The following is a 15,588-nucleotide window of genomic DNA, read 5'->3' as shown; positions in this document are numbered from 1 at the left end:
CGGGGACGCCCCCCCGGGGGCGGTCAGCAGGCGAACAGGGACGCGTAGACGGTGCGGTCGCCGTCGGTGACGATCTGCCCGGCCAGGCGGGGGCCGGTGACGGTGGACAGCCGCAGGTCCAGGTAGCGCTCCTCCTCGCGGACTTCGACGGGTCCGGTGGGGGCGCCGGCGAGCCAGCCGCCGATCTCGGTGAGGCGGGCGGAGCGGTCGCGGTCCAGGGCGGCGCGCAGCCCGGCGAGCCCGGCCCCCGCGTACGGCGTCCCCGCGTACGGCGTCCCGCCGCCGGGCGTCCCTTCCTGGAAGGCCAGGTCGTGGGGGGCGAGGTCGTAGGGGGCCGGGTCGGGGCCGGGCGGGGCGGGTTCGGCGTGCCAGGCGGCGACGCCGTAGGCGAAGCAGACCAGCGCGGTCCACATCTCGGCGAAGTAGCGGGGGTCGGGTGCGATCTCCAGGCCGGCGAAGCGGCCGGAGACGAAGAACAGGGCGCCGAGCTGGCCGGGCTGCGGTTCCAGGCGGGACTGGAACTGGGTCAGCACGGCCCGCTTGCGGGACAGGATCTGCTCCAGGTGGCCGCGGCGGGGCAGTCCGTGGCGGGCGTTGAGGGCGGCGATGTCGTCCCACAGCTTGCTGTAGCCGGTGACGCCGCGCAGGTCCAGGGCGCGTGCGCGCAGTTCCAGCGGCAGGACGAAGAACCCCTGGTCGCGTTCGCTGAGGTAGCCGCCCTGGCTCTGCTGGACGCAGCAGGCGTCGTCGAAGCGCACGGTCTGCCCGGCGGCCAGGAACGCCGACCGGCACAGGGCGTGGTTCTGGGCGTGGTCCTGGATGTAGCCGATGTGCAGGGGGACGATGGCGACGCCGGAGTCGGCGCGGTTGGCGAGTTCGACCTGCCCGTAGCCGACGACGCGGGTCAGTTTGAGGCCGGTGCGGGGCGGCACGAAGCCGGGGTGGGCGGGTCCGGAGATGGGCACCATGGTGAGCGCGCCGGCCTGCTGGGGGGTGCCCAGGCGGTGCCCGGCGAGGCTGAGGCTTCCGGGGACGAGGGTGTCGAGCGCCGCCATCTGGGTCATGCGGTGCTCCCTTCGGTTGGTGTGGGCGCGCATCGGGGGTGCGCGACGCGGCGCGTCCCCGCACGGGGGCCGGTTCAGGCGGCGATGCGGGCGGTGAGGGTGTCGGCCTGCCGGTCGAGGGCGTCCAGGCGGTCGTGCAGGGCGGCGCGCAGCCAGGGCGCGCCGGCGTCGCAGTGCCCGAACATCCAGGGCAGCAGTTCGGCGAAGTCGTCCTGGTGCCAGAAGCCGCGCTGCGGCAGGGACGGGGCGGGGCGCCGCAGCGTGAGGTCGTCGCTGCCGGTGAACAGGGCGTGGCAGAACACCACGGGGGTGGTGATGCCGGCGTGCGGCAGGCTCGCCACGACCCTGGCCAGGTCGCCGGGGAAGACGTTCTCGTAGCCGTCGGACACGACGGCGACCAGGTCGGGGTCGGCGCCCAGGGCGTCCAGGACACCGGTGGCCAGGTCGGTGGCGCCTCGCGGGGCGCGTTCGTCGCCGCCGGTCTCGATGACCTCCAGCCGGGTGCACACCTGCGAGAGCACCATGCGAAGCGCGGCGGCCTGGGACAGCGCGGCCCATTCGCGGTCGCCGTAGCCGCGCATGGACGCCGAGGCGTCCATGACCAGGGCGACGGTGCCGGTGAAGCGGGGGAAGGCCGCGGCGGCGGCGCCGACGTAGCGGCCGAGGGCGGCGTAGAGGTCTTCGGCGGGCCCGCCCCGGTACAGGTGGACGAGCGTGGCGGCGATGTCGCCGCGGTTGGTGGCGGTGATGGTGGCGGGCCGTTCGCGGACGGTGTCGACGGGCAGCGCCGGCTCCCCCACCGCGGCGGGGCCGCCTGCCGTGTTCCCGGCCGCCGCGCTGTCGGCGTCGTAGAGGGCCTGGACGCGGGCGGGCGCGGCGGCGGGGTCGGTGAGGAAGCGCAGCAGGCGCCGCTGGAGGTAGTCCGATGCGGTGTCGCCGCCGGCGATGCGGCCGGCGCAGCCGCGGGCGGTGGCGGTGCCGAGGGCGTGCTCGAAGCAGTCGCGCAGGGCGGGGCGGCGCGCGGCGATGAGCGCGTCGGCGGCGGGGTGCTCCAGGACGAACCGCAGCGCGGTGCGGGTGGTGTGCTTGTGGTTGGCGCGCAGCCGCCGCAGCGCGAGCAGGACGGTGATGACGTGGGCGGGCGGCAGGCCCAGGGTCAGGACGCGGGCGACGCGGGCCTGCACGGCGCGGGCGCGGTCGTCCAGGCCGGCCTGGGAGGCGGCCAGGATCTGCAGCAGCACGCGGGCGCGCTGCCAGGGCCGCACGCCGGGGGCCAGGCCGAGCAGGGCGTAGCCCTCGGGGTCTTCGGTGTGCGCGGCGCGGTGCAGGTCCGCGTCGTCCCAGCGCAGGTAGGCGCCCCGGGGCAGGGTCAGGGCGGTGTCGTGGTGGTGCAGGTGGGCAAGGAGCGTGGGGGTGTCCATGGTTGTTGGCCTCCGCAACCATGAAGTCTAGGAATGATCCGCGGTGGGCCGACACTCAATTTCCGGCGACCGGGCCTTCGGCCGCGGTTTCGGCGGGGGTGCCGGCCGTGCCGGCGGCGTAGCGGCCGAGGCCGTGTTCGAGCAGGTCGAAGGCGCGGGCCGCGGCGGCGTAGACGTCCTCGGCCATCTCCTGGAGGGTCTCCCCCGCGCTCTTTCGGTCGGCGATCTGCTCGACGAGCGTGTTCTGCACGGCGAAGATCATGGCGGCGGCGGCGCGGGGGGCGATGTCGTCGGGGCCGGCGCCGGTGGCCTCGGCGAGCAGGTCGGCGAGGCGGTCCTGGGCGCGGCGGCCGATCTCGCGCTGGCGGGCCATGAGGGCGGGGCTGTCGCGGACGGTGCGGGTCCAGACCTCCGAGCCCTCGTGGAAGGCGGTGTGGTAGGCGCGGGCGTCCAGGCCCTCGAAGAAGCGGCGGCGGAACAGCGCCACGGCGCCCTCGCCTGGGCGGCGGTCGCGGAAGTCGCGCCCGGCGGCCTCGATGACCTCGTCCTGCCGGTCGAAGAACAGGTCCTCCTTGGTCCTGAAGTAGTTGAAGACGGTGTTGACCGACACGTCGGCGGTGCGGGCGACGTCGGCGATGGTGACGTTGTCGAACCCGCGGGTCATGAACAGGCCGGTGGCGATGTCGGCGATGCGGCGCCGCGTCTCGCGCTTCTTGCGTTCCCGCAGTCCCAGTTCCGGCTCTACGTCGGGGACGTGGTCCTCACCCATGCACGGAAATATACCTTCACTGGTGTCACCGCAAAGTTGGTGTGACTGCAAAATTGGAGTTACGCTAGCGGCCTTCGTTCTCCAGGAGGTCAACGTGATCGAGGCTCGCGGGCTCGCCCGCACCTTCACCGGCGGGCACGGGACGGTCGAGGCCGTCCGCGGCGTGGACCTGTCGGTCGCGCCCGGCGAGGTCGTCGGGTTCCTCGGCCCCAACGGGGCCGGCAAGACCACGACGCTGCGGATGCTGACGACGCTGCTGGCGCCGACCGCGGGGACCGCGACCGTCGCCGGCCACGACCTGCGCGCCGACCCGGCGGCGGTGCGGCGCCGCATCGGCTACGTCGCGCAGGGCGGCGGCACCGACCCGGGCGTCCCGGTCGCCGAGGAGCTGGACCTTCAGGCCCGCCTGTACGGCGTGCGCGACCGGTCCGCGCGGATCGCGGAGCTGTGCGCGCGGCTGGACCTGCAGGGCCTGGGGCCGCGTCCGGCGGGGGCGCTGTCGGGCGGCCAGCGCCGCCGCCTGGACATCGCGCTCGGGCTGGTGCACCGTCCGCCGCTGCTGTTCCTGGACGAGCCGACCGCGGGCCTGGACCCGCAGAGCCGAGGCAACCTGTGGGACCACATCCGCGCCATGCGCGACGACGGCGCGACGGTGTTCCTGACCACGCACTACCTGGACGAGGCCGACGCGCTGTGCGACCGGCTGCTGATCATCGACCGGGGCCGCATCGTCGCCGAGGGCTCCCCCGCCGAGCTCAAGCGCCGCGTCGCCGGGGACGTCGTCACGGTGGAGCTGGCGGAGGCGGCGGGCGTGGACGGCGCCCGCAGGGCGCTGGCGGCGCACCCGGCCGTCCGCGAGGCGGCCGTTTCCGGCGGGACGCTGCGGCTGACCGTCGAGGACGGCGAGAAGGCGCTGATGCCCCTGATCCGCGCGCTGGACGGCGCGGGGGTGGAGCTGGCGTCCCTGAACCTGGCCCGTCCCACGCTGGACGACGTGTTCTTCACCGTCACCGGCCGCTCGCTGCGCGACGCGGCCTGAACCGAGGAGTCTCCCCCATGTCTCTTGCACAGACCGCGTCTCCCGCACAGACCGCGCCTCCCGCGGACACCGCGGCGCCCGGACGGGTCGCCGCCCTCGGGCGGGTCGCGTCCGACACCCGCCTGGTCTTCCTGCGGTCCATGCGGCAGACGCTGCGCAGCAAGGTCGCGGTGGTGTTCGGCGCGGTGCAGCCGCTGCTGTACCTGGTGCTGTTCGGGCCGCTGCTGTCGGACCTGGTCGATGTGCGCGGGTTCGGCGCGGGCAGCGCCTGGCAGGTGTTCGTGCCCGGGGTGCTGGTCCAGCTGGCGCTGTTCGGCGCCGGGTTCGCGGGGTTCGGGCTGATCGCGGACCTGCGGTCGGGGGTGGTGGACCGGCTGCGGGTCACCCCGGCCAGCCGGACCGCGCTGCTGCTGGGGCGGGTCCTGCGCGACACCGTCGTGGTCGCGTTCCAGGGCGCGGCGGTGGTGGCGGCCGGGCTGGCGCTGGGGCTGCGGGCCCCGGTGGGCGGGATCGCCGTCGGGCTGCTGCTGGTGGTGGCGCTGGCGGTGAGCGTGGCGTCCCTGTCCTACGTGGTGGCGCTGCGCACGCGCAGCGAGGACGCCTTCGCGCCGATCCTGACGTCGGTGACGCTGCCGCTGATGCTGCTGTCGGGGATCCTGCTGCCGATGAGCCTGGCGCCGGGGTGGCTGGACGCGGTGTCGCGGTTCACGCCGTTCCGCTACATGGTGGACGCGGCGCGGGCGGCGTTCCTGGGCGACTACGCGACGGCGGCGGTCGCGGAGGGGGCGCTGGTGGCGGTGGTGCTGCTGGTGGCGTCGGTGGCGCTGGGCGCCCGCCGGTTCCGCCGCGAGAACGCCTGACCCGGCCCGGTCACCGGGGCAGGGCGGCGGTCCGGGCCTGCGGGCCCGTCCCGCCGCCCTGCGCGGCGTCCCGCGGGCCGTCCGCCGGGGAGCCGGCGGTGGCGTTCAGGACCTCGGGGTGGGTGACGGTGGCGCGCTGGGCGATGTAGGCGCCGGCCAGCACGATCGCGCCGCCGGTCATCTGCGCGGCGGTGAGGCGCTCCCCGAGCGCGGCCCAGGCGATGAGGGCGGCGGCGACGGCCTCGGTGTAGCAGATGGCGCCGCCGACCTGCGCCGACAGGCGCTGCAGCCCGGCGACGCCGGCGAGGTAGGCCAGGACGGTGCTGACCAGGCCGATCCAGGCGACCAGCGCCCAGCCGGGCGCGGCGTGCCCGGCGACGGGCACCGGGGCGGGCAGCACCTGCCAGGGCAGCGTCCACGGCGCGGCCAGGGCGGTGAGGGCGACGGCGGCGACGACGCCGCCGACGGAGGTGATGACGACGGGGTCGACCTTCCCGGTCAGGCGGTCGACGATCAGGAAGTAGCTGGCCTGGCAGGCGGCGGCGCCGAGCCCGGCGGCCAGGCCGACGGGGTCGAGCGACAGCCCCGTCCACACCTGAACGACCAGCGCGAGGCCGACCATGGCGATCGCGACGCCGGCGGCGGCGGTGCGGTGCACGGGGGCGCGGCGCACCAGCCGCAGCCACGCCAGCACGATGACCGGGCCGCTGAACTCCAGCAGGATCGCCACGCCGACCGGCAGGCGGGCGGCGGCCACGAAGTAGAACGCCTGGCAGCCGGCGACGCCGGTCAGGCCGTAGAGGGCCAGTGCGGGCAGGTGGGGCCGCAGGCCGCGGGCGGCGGCCCGGCCGCGCAGCAGGAACGGCAGCGGCGCCAGGACCAGCGCGGCGACGGTGATGCGCAGCCACACCGCCTGCAGGGGGCTGAGCCCGGCCTCGATGAGGGCCTTGCCGAACGGCCCGGACGCGCCGAAGCACACCGAGGAAAGCACCGCCAGGGTCAGGCCCCAGGCGCGGGTGCGTGCGGCGCCGTCCATCCTCACCCCCGGGTCGCGCGGTGTGCCGCCGAGCCCGCTCCCGGCGAGCTAATGAGCATCCTGCCATAACGGTCCTTACACGTCGATCACGGGATACCAGCCCGTAATGCGTGCGATGCCGGACGCGACGCCCGCTGCTACTACTATTCGCCGGATGAGCTGGCAGTCGGCCGGGGCGGGGCCCGGCGGAACCGGAGGGGGCCCGAGCGGCGACCTGTTCGCCTCGGTCGAGGGCAACGTGCGCGAGCTGGTGGCCTCACCGTGGTGGCAGAGCGCCCAGCCCGCCGACCGGGCGGCACAGATCGCCGCGCGGATGCTGTGGGGCGCCGGCGAATGGTGGCTGTACGGCGCGTGGGGACGCTGGTACCGGTGCGGACTGGACGGCACCTGGCACCCCTGCCCGCCCCCCGCGCAGTCCGAGGACCGCCGCGTCGCCGTCCCCGCGCCCCAGGGCGCCGGGACGCCGCCCGTCCCGCCGCAGCTGTTCCCCACCGGCCCGGACCTGTCGGCCGGACGCGTCGCACCGCTGGGATTCCTCGGGCCCGTCCCCGACACCGCCGTCGTCGCCCGCATCTCCCAGGCCCTGACCACCGCGCTGGCGGTGAACCCGCAGCAGTTCGCCCAGCGCGACCCGATGTTCCAGCCGGGCACGCCCAGCACCGTCGCCGCCGCGTGGGGCGCGCTGCTGTGGTGCGCGGGGTCCCCGGTGGTGCTGACCGAGCACCCGCTGATCGAGTCGTTCATCCCGTTCCTGACGACCTCGGCCGACCACCTGCACTGGATGATGCCGCCGGACTTCGCCACCCTGGCCGGCTACTACGTCCACCGCCTCGGCGCCGGCGACGGCGGCGGCGCCGCGCACATCGCCCGCGTCATGTACGAGGTCGCCGCCGGGCTGCAGGCCGACCCCCGGTTCCGCCCCGGCGCCGACGCGCTGGCCGCGGTGACCGCGGCGTCGCTGCGGATGGTGAACCAGGACATGGCCACCGTCCGGTACGGGCCCGAGGCGATCCTGCAGGAGTGGCGGCGCCGCTGCCCCGCCGAGTTCGCCACCCCGATGGTCCGCGACACCGCGCCCGGGGAGTACCTGCGCCTGGCCCTTTACGACCTGCAGGAGATCGTCGCGGGGCTGACCGGGCCGCGCCAGGCCGCGGCGGGACGCAGCCACGACGAGGTCCGCCGCGCCGGGATCGCGGTCCTGGCCGCCGACCTGCAGGCCGCGCCGGGCGCGCTGCCGGCGCTGCAGCGCTGGCTGGACGCCGACAGCGCCCGCACGCTGCAGGCGGTGCTGACCGACCCGGCGAACCCGCTGCGGTCGCTGTGGCCGCGCGACGGGCGGCTCCCCGACGCGCTGCGCAGCGAGGACTCCGACGCCCTGGCCGCGCTGCTGGCCACCAGCTACACCCTCGGGCTGACGTGGTGCCGGCTGGCGCAGGTGCCGCCGCCCTCGACCGGGTTCGCGGTGCCGCAGGCGGTCGCGGCGGAGCTGACGTCCCCGGCGATGCACACCCCGCCCTCCACCGACGAGCTGTCGGCGTGGGACATCATCAAGGCCGCCCGCGCCCACATGGCCGCCGAGCGCGCCGCCTCCGGCGCCGACCTGCCGGTCGCGCCGGTGCCCGAGCCGGCGCAGGAGGCCCCGGGCCCGCCGCCGGCGGTGGCGCCCGCCCCTCCCCCGGCCGCCCCGCCGGTTCCCGCGCCCGCCGCGCCCGAGCCGCCCGCCCCGGCCCCGCTGGAACCGCCCTTCCAGTACGCTCCCCCGCCCCCTCCGGCAGCGCCGCCGGAGCAGAGCTCCCACCACGAGCAGGGCCCGCCCGGGCAGCCACTCGGCGGGCAGCCTCTCGGCGGGCAGCCTCTCGGCGGGCAGCCTCTCGGCGGGCAGCGCCGCCCCGAGCCCCCCGCGCCGCCGGACCCGTTCGGCTCGGACGTGCCGCCGCCGCGGATCGCGCCGCCCCCGGCGCCCGAGCCGCCCGCCCCGGCGTGGGAGCAGGCCCCCGAGCGGCCCGCGGTGAGCGAGCCGGTCCCGGAGCCGGTGTGGCCGTCGGAGCCGCACGAGACGCAGCTGGACACCGACGCGTTCCGCACCCAGCTCGACCCCGGCCCGGCGTGGCCCGGCGCGGACGCGCCGCCGGCCCCCGACCGGCCGTCCCCCGTCCCGGCGCCCGCCCCGCACGCGGATCTGCCGCCCCCGGCGCTGCCGCCGCCCCCGGCGCCGGTGCCCGAGCCGCCGCCCCCGCTGCCGTCCGCGCCCGTGGCCGAGCAGGCCCCGCAGGTCGCCGAGGCCTACGGGATCCGGTTCCTGTGCGGCGCCGACGACATCGAGCGCGTCGTCACCGAGGTGCGGCGGCGCGGCAAGTGGGCGCGGCGGCTGCGCGGACAGGAGGTGTCGAGCGCGTCGGCGCCGGCCCTGCTGCTGATCGGCGCGCCCTCCAGCGGGCAGCGGCGGCTGGCGCGGATGGTGGCCCGCGCGCTGGCGGAGGTGGAGGCCTCCAGCGGCGAGGTCCACGCCGTCCACGCCGAGGACCTGCGCGAGCACGGCCCCGACGGGCTGCGCGCCGCGCTGGCCGAGCACGCGGGCCACGTCCTGCTGCTGGACGGCCTGGACGGGCTGATCCTGGACGAGTCGCAGGGCCCCGCCTACGCCTCGGTGCTTTACCGGACGCGGCTGGAGGGCGTGAACGACTCGGCGCTGCTGGGCACGTGCGAGCCGGACCGCGTCGGGGAGCTGTCGGCGGCGTCGCCGGAGCTGGTGACGGACCTGCGGGCGGTGCGGCTGCCGGACCTGACGGGGACGCAGGCGCGCGCGGCGCTGGTGCGGCTGCTGGCCGAGGAGCGCAGCCTGCGGCTGGGGTCGGACGCGTGGGCGGTGGTGAACCGCGAGGTGGGTTCGCTGCGCCCGCGGGGCCGGCTGACCGGGGCGCGGCTCGTGGAGGCCTACCTGGACCGCGCCGCCACGCGGCATCTGGGCAGCGCGGAGGCCACGCAGGCGATCGGCAGCGCGCTGTCGCTGACGGCGGCCGACTTCCAGGGGCTGGCGGTGGAGCTGTCGGGCCGCTGACCCCGCACCGGGCGCCCCGCCCGGCCAGGGCGCCCCTCCCGGCGCGGCCGGGGCCCGAAACCCCGCGCCGGTAAGGGTTTCAAGCCCCTGCGGAAGGGTGAATCGCCGGCGGGCGGGGTGACGATGGGGGCGTGGATCGCGTAGATCGGCTGCTGGCCCTCGTCGCGGAGCTGCGGGCGGCCTCACCCGGCCCGCTGGACCGGGCGGTGCTGTCGGCGCGGCTGGGGGTCAGCGAGCGGACCGTCCGCCGCGACCTGGAGCTGCTGAGGCACGGCGGGCTGCCGGTGCGGGCCGGGAAGGGCCGCGGGTACGCGCTGCCCGCCGCCGCCGCGCGCGAGCCGCTGAGCGAGGTGGCGTCGCTGATGGGCCCGGTGCACGACACGCTCGCCGAGGCGGTCCGCGCCCGCCGGGTCGTGCGGCTGGCCTACACCGATCAGGCGGGGGCGCGCAGCTTCCGCGACGTGGAGGCGCACGGCCTGGTCGTGGCCTCCTACAGGGAGTACCTGGTGGGGTGGTGCCGCATGCGCGACGGGCCGCGGATGTTCCGGCTGGACCGGATCGGGGCGGCGGTGCTGTCGGGGCGGGGCGCCGAGGTGCGGGATCTGGACGATCTGCTGGCGGCGCTGCGGGTGCCGGTGCCGCGCCCGGCGGCCGAGGCGGGCCCGGGGGGCCCGGCGGGCGCGGTGCGGGCGCGGGCGTGGACGCTGGACCGGCTGGAGTTCGTGCGGTCGCGGCTGCGGGACGCGGCGGCGCAGGTCCGGGGCGGCGGTGCGGGCGCGGCGGCGCTGCGGGGGGTGCTGGGGCATCTGGCGGAGTGGACGCGGTGGCAGGCGGCCGCGATCCGGTCGGCGGCGACGGGCGAGGAGCCGGTGCTGCAGGGCCGCCCTCCGCCGTTCCCGCCGGCCTTCGGGCGGGAGCTGCCCTATGACGCGCGGGAGCGGATGATCCAGGACGCGATGGCGCTGCGGTCGCTGGGCGATCTGGCGCGCGACCTGCAGCAGGTGCTGGAGGCGGTGGCGCACTGGGCGGCCGGCTGCGACGACGCGCTGTGGGAGGCCGAGCTGCCCGACCCGCGCCCCTACGGGCCGCCGGGGCCGCCGCGCCCGCTGGCCGACCTGCTGGCGGGCTGGCGGGGCCCGCTCGCCCACATCGAGTGGCATCTGGACCGGCTCACCGACGAGCCGCCGCTGCCGCCGGCGGGCGGCGATGAGGAGGACGTGTGGGTGGTGGACCGCTGCCCCCTGCAGGCCTGACCCCCTCTCCGGGCCGCCGGTCTCGACGTGTCAGTCGGCCGGTGCGTCAGTCGGCCGGTGCGTCGGCGGTGAGGGCGGGGGCGTCCAGGGGGTCGAGGTCGCGGGTGAACCAGATGGTCTTGCCCGGCGGCGCGGGCCGGGCGCCGAACTCGGTGGCCAGGGAGGCGACCAGGAGCAGGCCGCGGCCGGCCTCGGACCAGTCCAGGACGGGGGGCGGCCCGGCGGGCGCGCCGGGCGCGCGGGGGTCGGCGTCGCCGACCTCGCCGGTGAGGCGGGCCCCGGCCTGGCCGGCCTCCAGGCGCAGGGCCAGGTGGACGGGCCCGGTGCCGTGCACGACGGCGTTGGTGACCAGCTCGTCCACGATGAGGACGACGTCGGCGACGTCGTCGGGGCCGGTGACGCGCCATCGGCGCAGCGACCGGCGGGTGAGCGCGCGGGCCTGTGCCGCGGCGCGGATGTCGGCGGCCAGGTCCCAGGCCGCCGACACGCCGCAGCAGTCTCTTTCCTCGGTTCCGCCGCCCGCAGGCCTGGTGGTCCCCGTCCCCGTGGTGCGCACTGCCCCGTCTCCTCATCTGTGCCGGGTCTGGCCGCCGGTCGATGTGCGGGTCGGTGCGGGGCCCCCGCGCGGTGGCCGGCCGGTCTCCCCGCATTCCCCGCATCGACTCATATTCGTGGACGCTTCTCCCGGCATGGCGGTGCACGGTCGCAGGCGACCGTCACCGCGGGGTGAGGTGAACTTCACGTGCGGGGTGGCGGTGGAGGTGGCACTGGCGCGGAGCCGCTAGAGTGGGGGCGTCGGTGTGGCATGTGTCCCCCGGGCTCTACCTGATGCCTTCGGGGAATACCGCCGGTCCCATGCGGTCCGGGCTGGAGCTTCGTTGTGCCTTTCGCCGTGAGGCGACCACCACACCGGCTTGACGCCAAGGCCCCGGTGGGTTGATCCCCGCCGGGGCCTTGGCGTTCGCGCGTCCGGGGCTCTCGTCGCGGTCCGGCCGTGCCCGCCGGCCGTGCCCGCGGGAGCGGGCGGGGCGCCCCGCGGATCCCCGGGGCCGTCGCGGGGCGTGCTGGTCCGGCGGACGCATCTCCGGCGGACGCATCGCGTGGCGTGCGTCCGCCGCTGGCCGGTGCGGAGGGGCCAGGGCTGTCAGAGCACGGCGGCGGCGATTCCGGCGCCTATCGCGGCCAGGACGATGATGACGGCGGCCGCGGCGAGGACGACCGTGCGGGCGCGGCGGGCGCGGGGGGTGCCGAGGCGGGCGAGGCGCTGGGCCAGCCGCGGGTCGTCCTCCTTCAGGCGGACCTCGATCTGGCCGAGGATCCGCTGCTCCTCCATCGACAGCGCCATGCTTCATACCTCCGGGGGGTGGTCAGGTGTGAGATTCCTCCCCACGGAGCATGATCATTATCCCTCGGGGGCGGTGGCCGTTGCGCCGCGTCCGGGGCGGCTCTCGTGGTGGAGGCGGTCCAGGGCGGTGACGGAGTAGGTGTAGGAGCGGCCCGGTTCGGCGGTGGGGTCGATGATGCCGCCGCCGCGGACGTCCGCGATGAGGCGGCGGGGGTCGACGGGCGCGCAGCCGGGCTCGGCGTCCTCGACGCGGTAGACGGCGTAGGAGGCGGCGCCCTGCGAGGTGCGCCAGGTGACCTTCACGCCCTTCACGCCCTTGCCGTCCTTGCCGGTGGCGGGAGCGGCGGCGGTGCCCTGGACGGGCGGGGGCGCCTGCCCGCCGCGCCGGGCGGGGACGGGCGGGACGGCGGGGCCGGTGTAGTGGTCGGCGCGGATGCGGGCGGCGAACCCGCGCCGGTTGGCGGCGATGTCGGAGGCGCTGAAGAACACGTCGCCGCCGATCTGGGGGTACTTGGCGTTCAGGGTGAGGTGGCGCGACAGTTCGGCGGGTTTGCGCCAGGTGGCGTCCGCGCCGACGCGGTAGGCGGCCTGCCCGATGGTCAGCTGGACGCCGGTGCCCTTGACCTGGCGGGCCCACCAGGCGGCGAGTTCGGCGTAGTCGGCGCGGGCGTCGCCGATGGGCCAGTACAGCTGGGGGGTGACGTAGTCGAGCCACCCCTGCCTGATCCATTTGCGGGTGTCGGCGTAGATGTCGTCGTAGCTCTGCAGGGCGGCGGTGGGCGACCCGTCGGGGTCGCTGCTCTTGTTGCGCCACACGCCGAAGGGGCTGATGCCGAACCGGACCCAGGGTTTGGCGGCGTGGATGCGGCCCGACAGCGACTCCACGAGGGTGTCGACGTTGCGGCGGCGCCAGTCGGCGCGCTTCATGCCGTTGCCGTAGGCCTTGAAGGCGGCGCCGTCGGGGAAGTCGCCGTCCTCGGGGTAGGGGTAGAAGTAGTCGTCGAAGTGGACGGCGTCGATGTCGTACTTGGTGACGACGTCCATGACGGCCTTGGTCGCCAGGTCGCGGACCTGCGGCAGGCCGGGGTCGTACCACAGGCCCTTGCCGTACTTGCGGACCCAGTCGGGGTGCTGCCGGGCGGGGCTCTTGGGCGACAGCTTCTTCAGGTCGTCGTGGCGGGACACGCGGTAGGGGTTGAACCAGGCGTGGAACTCCAGGTTGCGGGCGTGGGCCTCCTTGAGCATGAACGCCAGGACGTCGTAGCCGGGGTCTTTGCCCTGGGTGCCGGTGAGCCACTGCGACCACGGCTCGTACGGGGAGTCGTAGAACGCGTCGGAGTTGGGGCGGATCTGGACGAACACCGCGTTCATGTTCATCGCTGAGGCGGTGTCGAGGAGGCGGGTGAACTGCTTCTTCTGGTCGGCGGCGGAGGCGCCGGGGTCCCTGGGCCAGTCGGTGTTGCCGACGCTGGCGATCCACATGCCGCGCAACTGCCGTCCCTTGGCGCCGTCGGGGGCGGGGACGCTCGGGCACTCGGCCTTGGCGTCGGGGGGTACGGGCCCGTCCTCGCGCCCGGTCGTGCCGCCGAAGGCGGTGATGCCGCAGGCGGCGAGCGCGCCCGCCGACGCTCCCGCCGTCAACGCCGCCGCCACTTGCCGGGTCCTGGATCGCCATGCCATAGCGGCCCATTGTTACGCACGTGCCGGGATGCCATGCACGAAACGCCGCCGCCCGTGTGATCCCTCACCGTCCTGTTTCGCCTGATCTCCGCATTGCGATCTTCGAACACACGTTCCATACTGACCGGACGTATCGTCGCTCATGCGTTCGAGGAGGTGGGGGGTGCGCTGGGATCATCTCCGGCTGGACGGGGACGAGGGGCCCGCGCGGCCGCTGATCGAGCGCGGCGCGGTGGCGCGCACATTCGACACCCCGGAGTTCCGCGGCATGACCTTCTACGAGGTGCGCGCCCGGACGGTCGTCAACAAGGTGCCCGAGGCCTCCCGCGTCCCGTTCCGCTGGACGGTCAACCCCTACCGGGGCTGCACTCATGCCTGCAACTACTGTTTCGCCCGGAAAAGCCATGAGTATCTGGATCTGGATGCCGGTGCGGACTTCGACTCGCGGATCGTGGTGAAGGTGAACGCCGCCGAGCGGGTCCGGGCGGAGCTGGCGGCGCCCCGGTGGCGGGGCGAGCACATCGCGATGGGCACCAACGTCGACTGCTACCAGCGGGCCGAGGGCCGCTACCGGCTGATGCCGGGGATCCTGGCGGCGCTGACGGAGGCGGCCAACCCGTTCTCGATCCTGACCAAGGGCTCGCTGATCCTGCGCGACCTGCCGCTGCTGCGGGAGGCGGCGGCCCGCACGCGGGTCGGCACGGCGGTGTCGGTGGGGGCGCTCGACCGGGACCTCGGGCGGGCGGTGGAGCCGGGCGCGCCGCCGCCGCGGCGGCGGCTGGAGGTGTGCGCGGCGCTGAACGAGGCGGGCGTCGGCTGCGGGGTGCTGATGGGCCCGGTCCTGCCCTACCTGTCGGACTCCCCCGCCCAGCTGGAGGCGGCGGTCCGGCAGATCGCCGAGGCGGGCGCCACGTCGGTGTCGGCGATCACGCTGCACCTGCGCCCCGGGGCCCGCGAGTGGTTCCTGTCCTGGCTGCGCGAGGACCACCCGGAACTGGTCGTGCCGTACGCGCGCCTGTACCGCGGCGGCGCCTACGCGCCCCGCGAGTACCAGGAGCGGATCGCGCGCCGGGTCCGGGACCTGGCCGCGGAGTACGGCGTCGGCGGCCGCGCGGCGCACCGCCCCGCCCGCACCCCGGCCCCCGCGCCACCCTCTGCGCCGCCCGGCCCGCAGCAGCTCGCTCTTCTGTGACGCCGCCTACCCCGTCGGGGACGGGCGGCGGTGGATGGCGAGGCCGGTGCGGCCCGGAGCCAGGTCGGGGCGCAGGGTGAGGTCGTCGGTGTAGTCGCCGCCGTGCTCGCTCCGGTACGGGATGGGGCCGGCTGTGGGCAGGGCGTGCAGGCGGGCGTCCAGCGCGGCGGCGGCCGCGGCGCGGTCGGCGGGGGTGGCGCGGTCGGCGCCGGTGATGACCAGGGGCGGCAGGACGTCCATGCCGGTGTAGAACAGCGTGCCGTGCAGGAGGGGGAACAGGACGTCCTCGGCGGCGCCGTGCACGCCGCGGGGGCCCAGGCTGGAGGAGCGCGCGCCGGCTGTGGTGACGACCAGGGCGCGGCGCCCGGCCAGGCCGCCGTCGCCGTAGCGCAGGGTGCGGCCCGCGCCGTCGGTGACGCCGAACGCGAAACCCTGGACGAACACGCGGTCGAACCAGCCCTTCAGGATGGCGGGCATCCCGTACCACCACAGGGGGAACTGCACGATCAGCGCGTCCGCCCAGGCGATCTTGTCTTGTTCGGCACGAATGTCGGGGGCCAGGGCGCCGGCGGCGTGGGCGCGTTCGGACGCGGCACCGACGATGAGGCGGTCCGCCGGGTCGTGGCCGAAGTCGGCGGGGCCGACCAGGGGGTTCCAGCCCATCGCGTACAGGTCGGAGTGGCGGACGCGGTGGCCGTCGCGGCGCAGCGTGGCGGCGCCGTGGTCGCGCAGCGCGCCATTGAGGGAGCGGCCCTCGGGGTGGGCGAAGATCCATAGAACGTTCACGGGGCTGTCTCCCTTTCCCGGTGTGGTGCGGGTTGAGGCTGGGGGCGTCTCCGATGCTGCCGGGCGGGCGGCGGCGGCGGTGAGT

At 76.1% G+C, this 15,588-nt stretch carries 13 protein-coding genes; 5 read left to right on the top strand and 8 right to left on the bottom strand.

Annotated features, from left to right (window positions below; translation table 11 throughout):
* Positions 1–23: 23 nt before the first annotated feature.
* The 3 genes from CHC11_RS32470 to CHC11_RS32460 form a co-directional block, all read right to left on the bottom strand.
* Positions 24–1,064 carry an ARPP-1 family domain-containing protein gene (locus CHC11_RS32470; RefSeq protein ID WP_089315684.1) on the bottom strand — a complete coding sequence of 347 codons (1,041 nt, stop codon included), beginning with the start codon at positions 1,062–1,064 and terminating at the stop codon, positions 24–26.
* Between the two features lie 74 nt (positions 1,065–1,138).
* Positions 1,139–2,485 (bottom strand): hypothetical protein, encoded by a 1,347-nt coding sequence (locus CHC11_RS32465; RefSeq protein WP_089315683.1) that lies wholly within the window; start codon positions 2,483–2,485, stop codon positions 1,139–1,141.
* A 55-nt stretch (positions 2,486–2,540) separates the two neighbouring features.
* Complete coding sequence (locus CHC11_RS32460) at positions 2,541–3,254, bottom strand: TetR/AcrR family transcriptional regulator (RefSeq protein ID WP_089315682.1); 714 nt, start codon at positions 3,252–3,254, stop codon at positions 2,541–2,543.
* Between the two features lie 94 nt (positions 3,255–3,348).
* On the opposite strand from CHC11_RS32460, the gene CHC11_RS32455 reads away from it, so the two are divergent.
* Positions 3,349–4,293, top strand: coding sequence for an ATP-binding cassette domain-containing protein (locus CHC11_RS32455; RefSeq protein WP_089315681.1), 945 nt, complete (start codon positions 3,349–3,351; stop codon positions 4,291–4,293).
* A 17-nt stretch (positions 4,294–4,310) separates the two neighbouring features.
* Positions 4,311–5,153 (top strand): ABC transporter permease, encoded by an 843-nt coding sequence (locus CHC11_RS32450; protein WP_089315680.1) that lies wholly within the window; start codon positions 4,311–4,313, stop codon positions 5,151–5,153.
* A 10-nt stretch (positions 5,154–5,163) separates the two neighbouring features.
* On the opposite strand, the gene CHC11_RS32445 is transcribed toward CHC11_RS32450, so the two are convergent.
* A complete protein-coding gene (locus CHC11_RS32445) occupies positions 5,164–6,189 on the bottom strand; it encodes an EamA family transporter (RefSeq protein WP_089315679.1) in 1,026 nt (341 codons plus the stop codon).
* 154 nt (positions 6,190–6,343) lie between these two features.
* Here CHC11_RS32445 and CHC11_RS41745 point away from each other — a divergent pair, with 154 nt between their 5' ends.
* Positions 6,344–9,247 (top strand): hypothetical protein, encoded by a 2,904-nt coding sequence (locus tag CHC11_RS41745; RefSeq protein ID WP_089315678.1) that lies wholly within the window; start codon positions 6,344–6,346, stop codon positions 9,245–9,247.
* 131 nt (positions 9,248–9,378) lie between these two features.
* Positions 9,379–10,500 (top strand): helix-turn-helix transcriptional regulator, encoded by a 1,122-nt coding sequence (locus CHC11_RS43585; protein WP_218826343.1) that lies wholly within the window; start codon positions 9,379–9,381, stop codon positions 10,498–10,500.
* Between the two features lie 46 nt (positions 10,501–10,546).
* On the opposite strand, the gene CHC11_RS32430 is transcribed toward CHC11_RS43585, so the two are convergent.
* From CHC11_RS32430 to CHC11_RS32420, 3 genes are all read right to left on the bottom strand, one after another.
* Entirely contained in the window at positions 10,547–10,987 is a 441-nt protein-coding gene (locus CHC11_RS32430; protein ID WP_179279113.1) for an ATP-binding protein, read from the bottom strand.
* A gap of 657 nt (positions 10,988–11,644) precedes the next feature.
* The gene (locus CHC11_RS32425) at positions 11,645–11,845 is read right to left on the bottom strand and encodes a DUF3040 domain-containing protein (RefSeq protein ID WP_089315676.1); all 201 of its coding nucleotides are present in this window, start codon (positions 11,843–11,845) and stop codon (positions 11,645–11,647) included.
* A 57-nt stretch (positions 11,846–11,902) separates the two neighbouring features.
* A complete protein-coding gene (locus CHC11_RS32420) occupies positions 11,903–13,498 on the bottom strand; it encodes a glycoside hydrolase family 10-like protein (RefSeq protein ID WP_245920045.1) in 1,596 nt (531 codons plus the stop codon).
* A gap of 190 nt (positions 13,499–13,688) precedes the next feature.
* Here CHC11_RS32420 and CHC11_RS32415 point away from each other — a divergent pair, with 190 nt between their 5' ends.
* Complete coding sequence (locus tag CHC11_RS32415) at positions 13,689–14,717, top strand: Rv2578c family radical SAM protein (protein ID WP_089315674.1); 1,029 nt, start codon at positions 13,689–13,691, stop codon at positions 14,715–14,717.
* Between the two features lie 6 nt (positions 14,718–14,723).
* Here the strand turns inward: CHC11_RS32415 and CHC11_RS32410 are convergent, their stop codons facing one another.
* Positions 14,724–15,503 (bottom strand): NAD(P)H-dependent oxidoreductase, encoded by a 780-nt coding sequence (locus tag CHC11_RS32410; protein ID WP_218826342.1) that lies wholly within the window; start codon positions 15,501–15,503, stop codon positions 14,724–14,726.
* Between the last annotated feature and the right edge of the window lie 85 nt (positions 15,504–15,588).

Origin of the sequence: Actinomadura mexicana, from assembly GCF_900188105.1 — a bacterium.
GTDB lineage: Bacteria > Actinomycetota > Actinomycetes > Streptosporangiales > Streptosporangiaceae > Spirillospora > Spirillospora mexicana.
This window is presented reverse-complemented; position numbering and strand designations above follow the sequence as displayed.

Coding starts and splice junctions, on each gene's coding strand:
- CHC11_RS32425 (WP_089315676.1), bottom strand. CDS start 11,845: ATGGCGCTGTCGATGGAGGAGCAGCGGATCCTCGGCCAGATCGAGGTC.
- CHC11_RS32460 (WP_089315682.1), bottom strand. CDS start 3,254: ATGGGTGAGGACCACGTCCCCGACGTAGAGCCGGAACTGGGACTGCGG.
- CHC11_RS32450 (WP_089315680.1), top strand. CDS start 4,311: ATGTCTCTTGCACAGACCGCGTCTCCCGCACAGACCGCGCCTCCCGCG.
- CHC11_RS32465 (WP_089315683.1), bottom strand. CDS start 2,485: ATGGACACCCCCACGCTCCTTGCCCACCTGCACCACCACGACACCGCC.
- CHC11_RS32445 (WP_089315679.1), bottom strand. CDS start 6,189: ATGGACGGCGCCGCACGCACCCGCGCCTGGGGCCTGACCCTGGCGGTG.
- CHC11_RS41745 (WP_089315678.1), top strand. CDS start 6,344: ATGAGCTGGCAGTCGGCCGGGGCGGGGCCCGGCGGAACCGGAGGGGGC.
- CHC11_RS32470 (WP_089315684.1), bottom strand. CDS start 1,064: ATGACCCAGATGGCGGCGCTCGACACCCTCGTCCCCGGAAGCCTCAGC.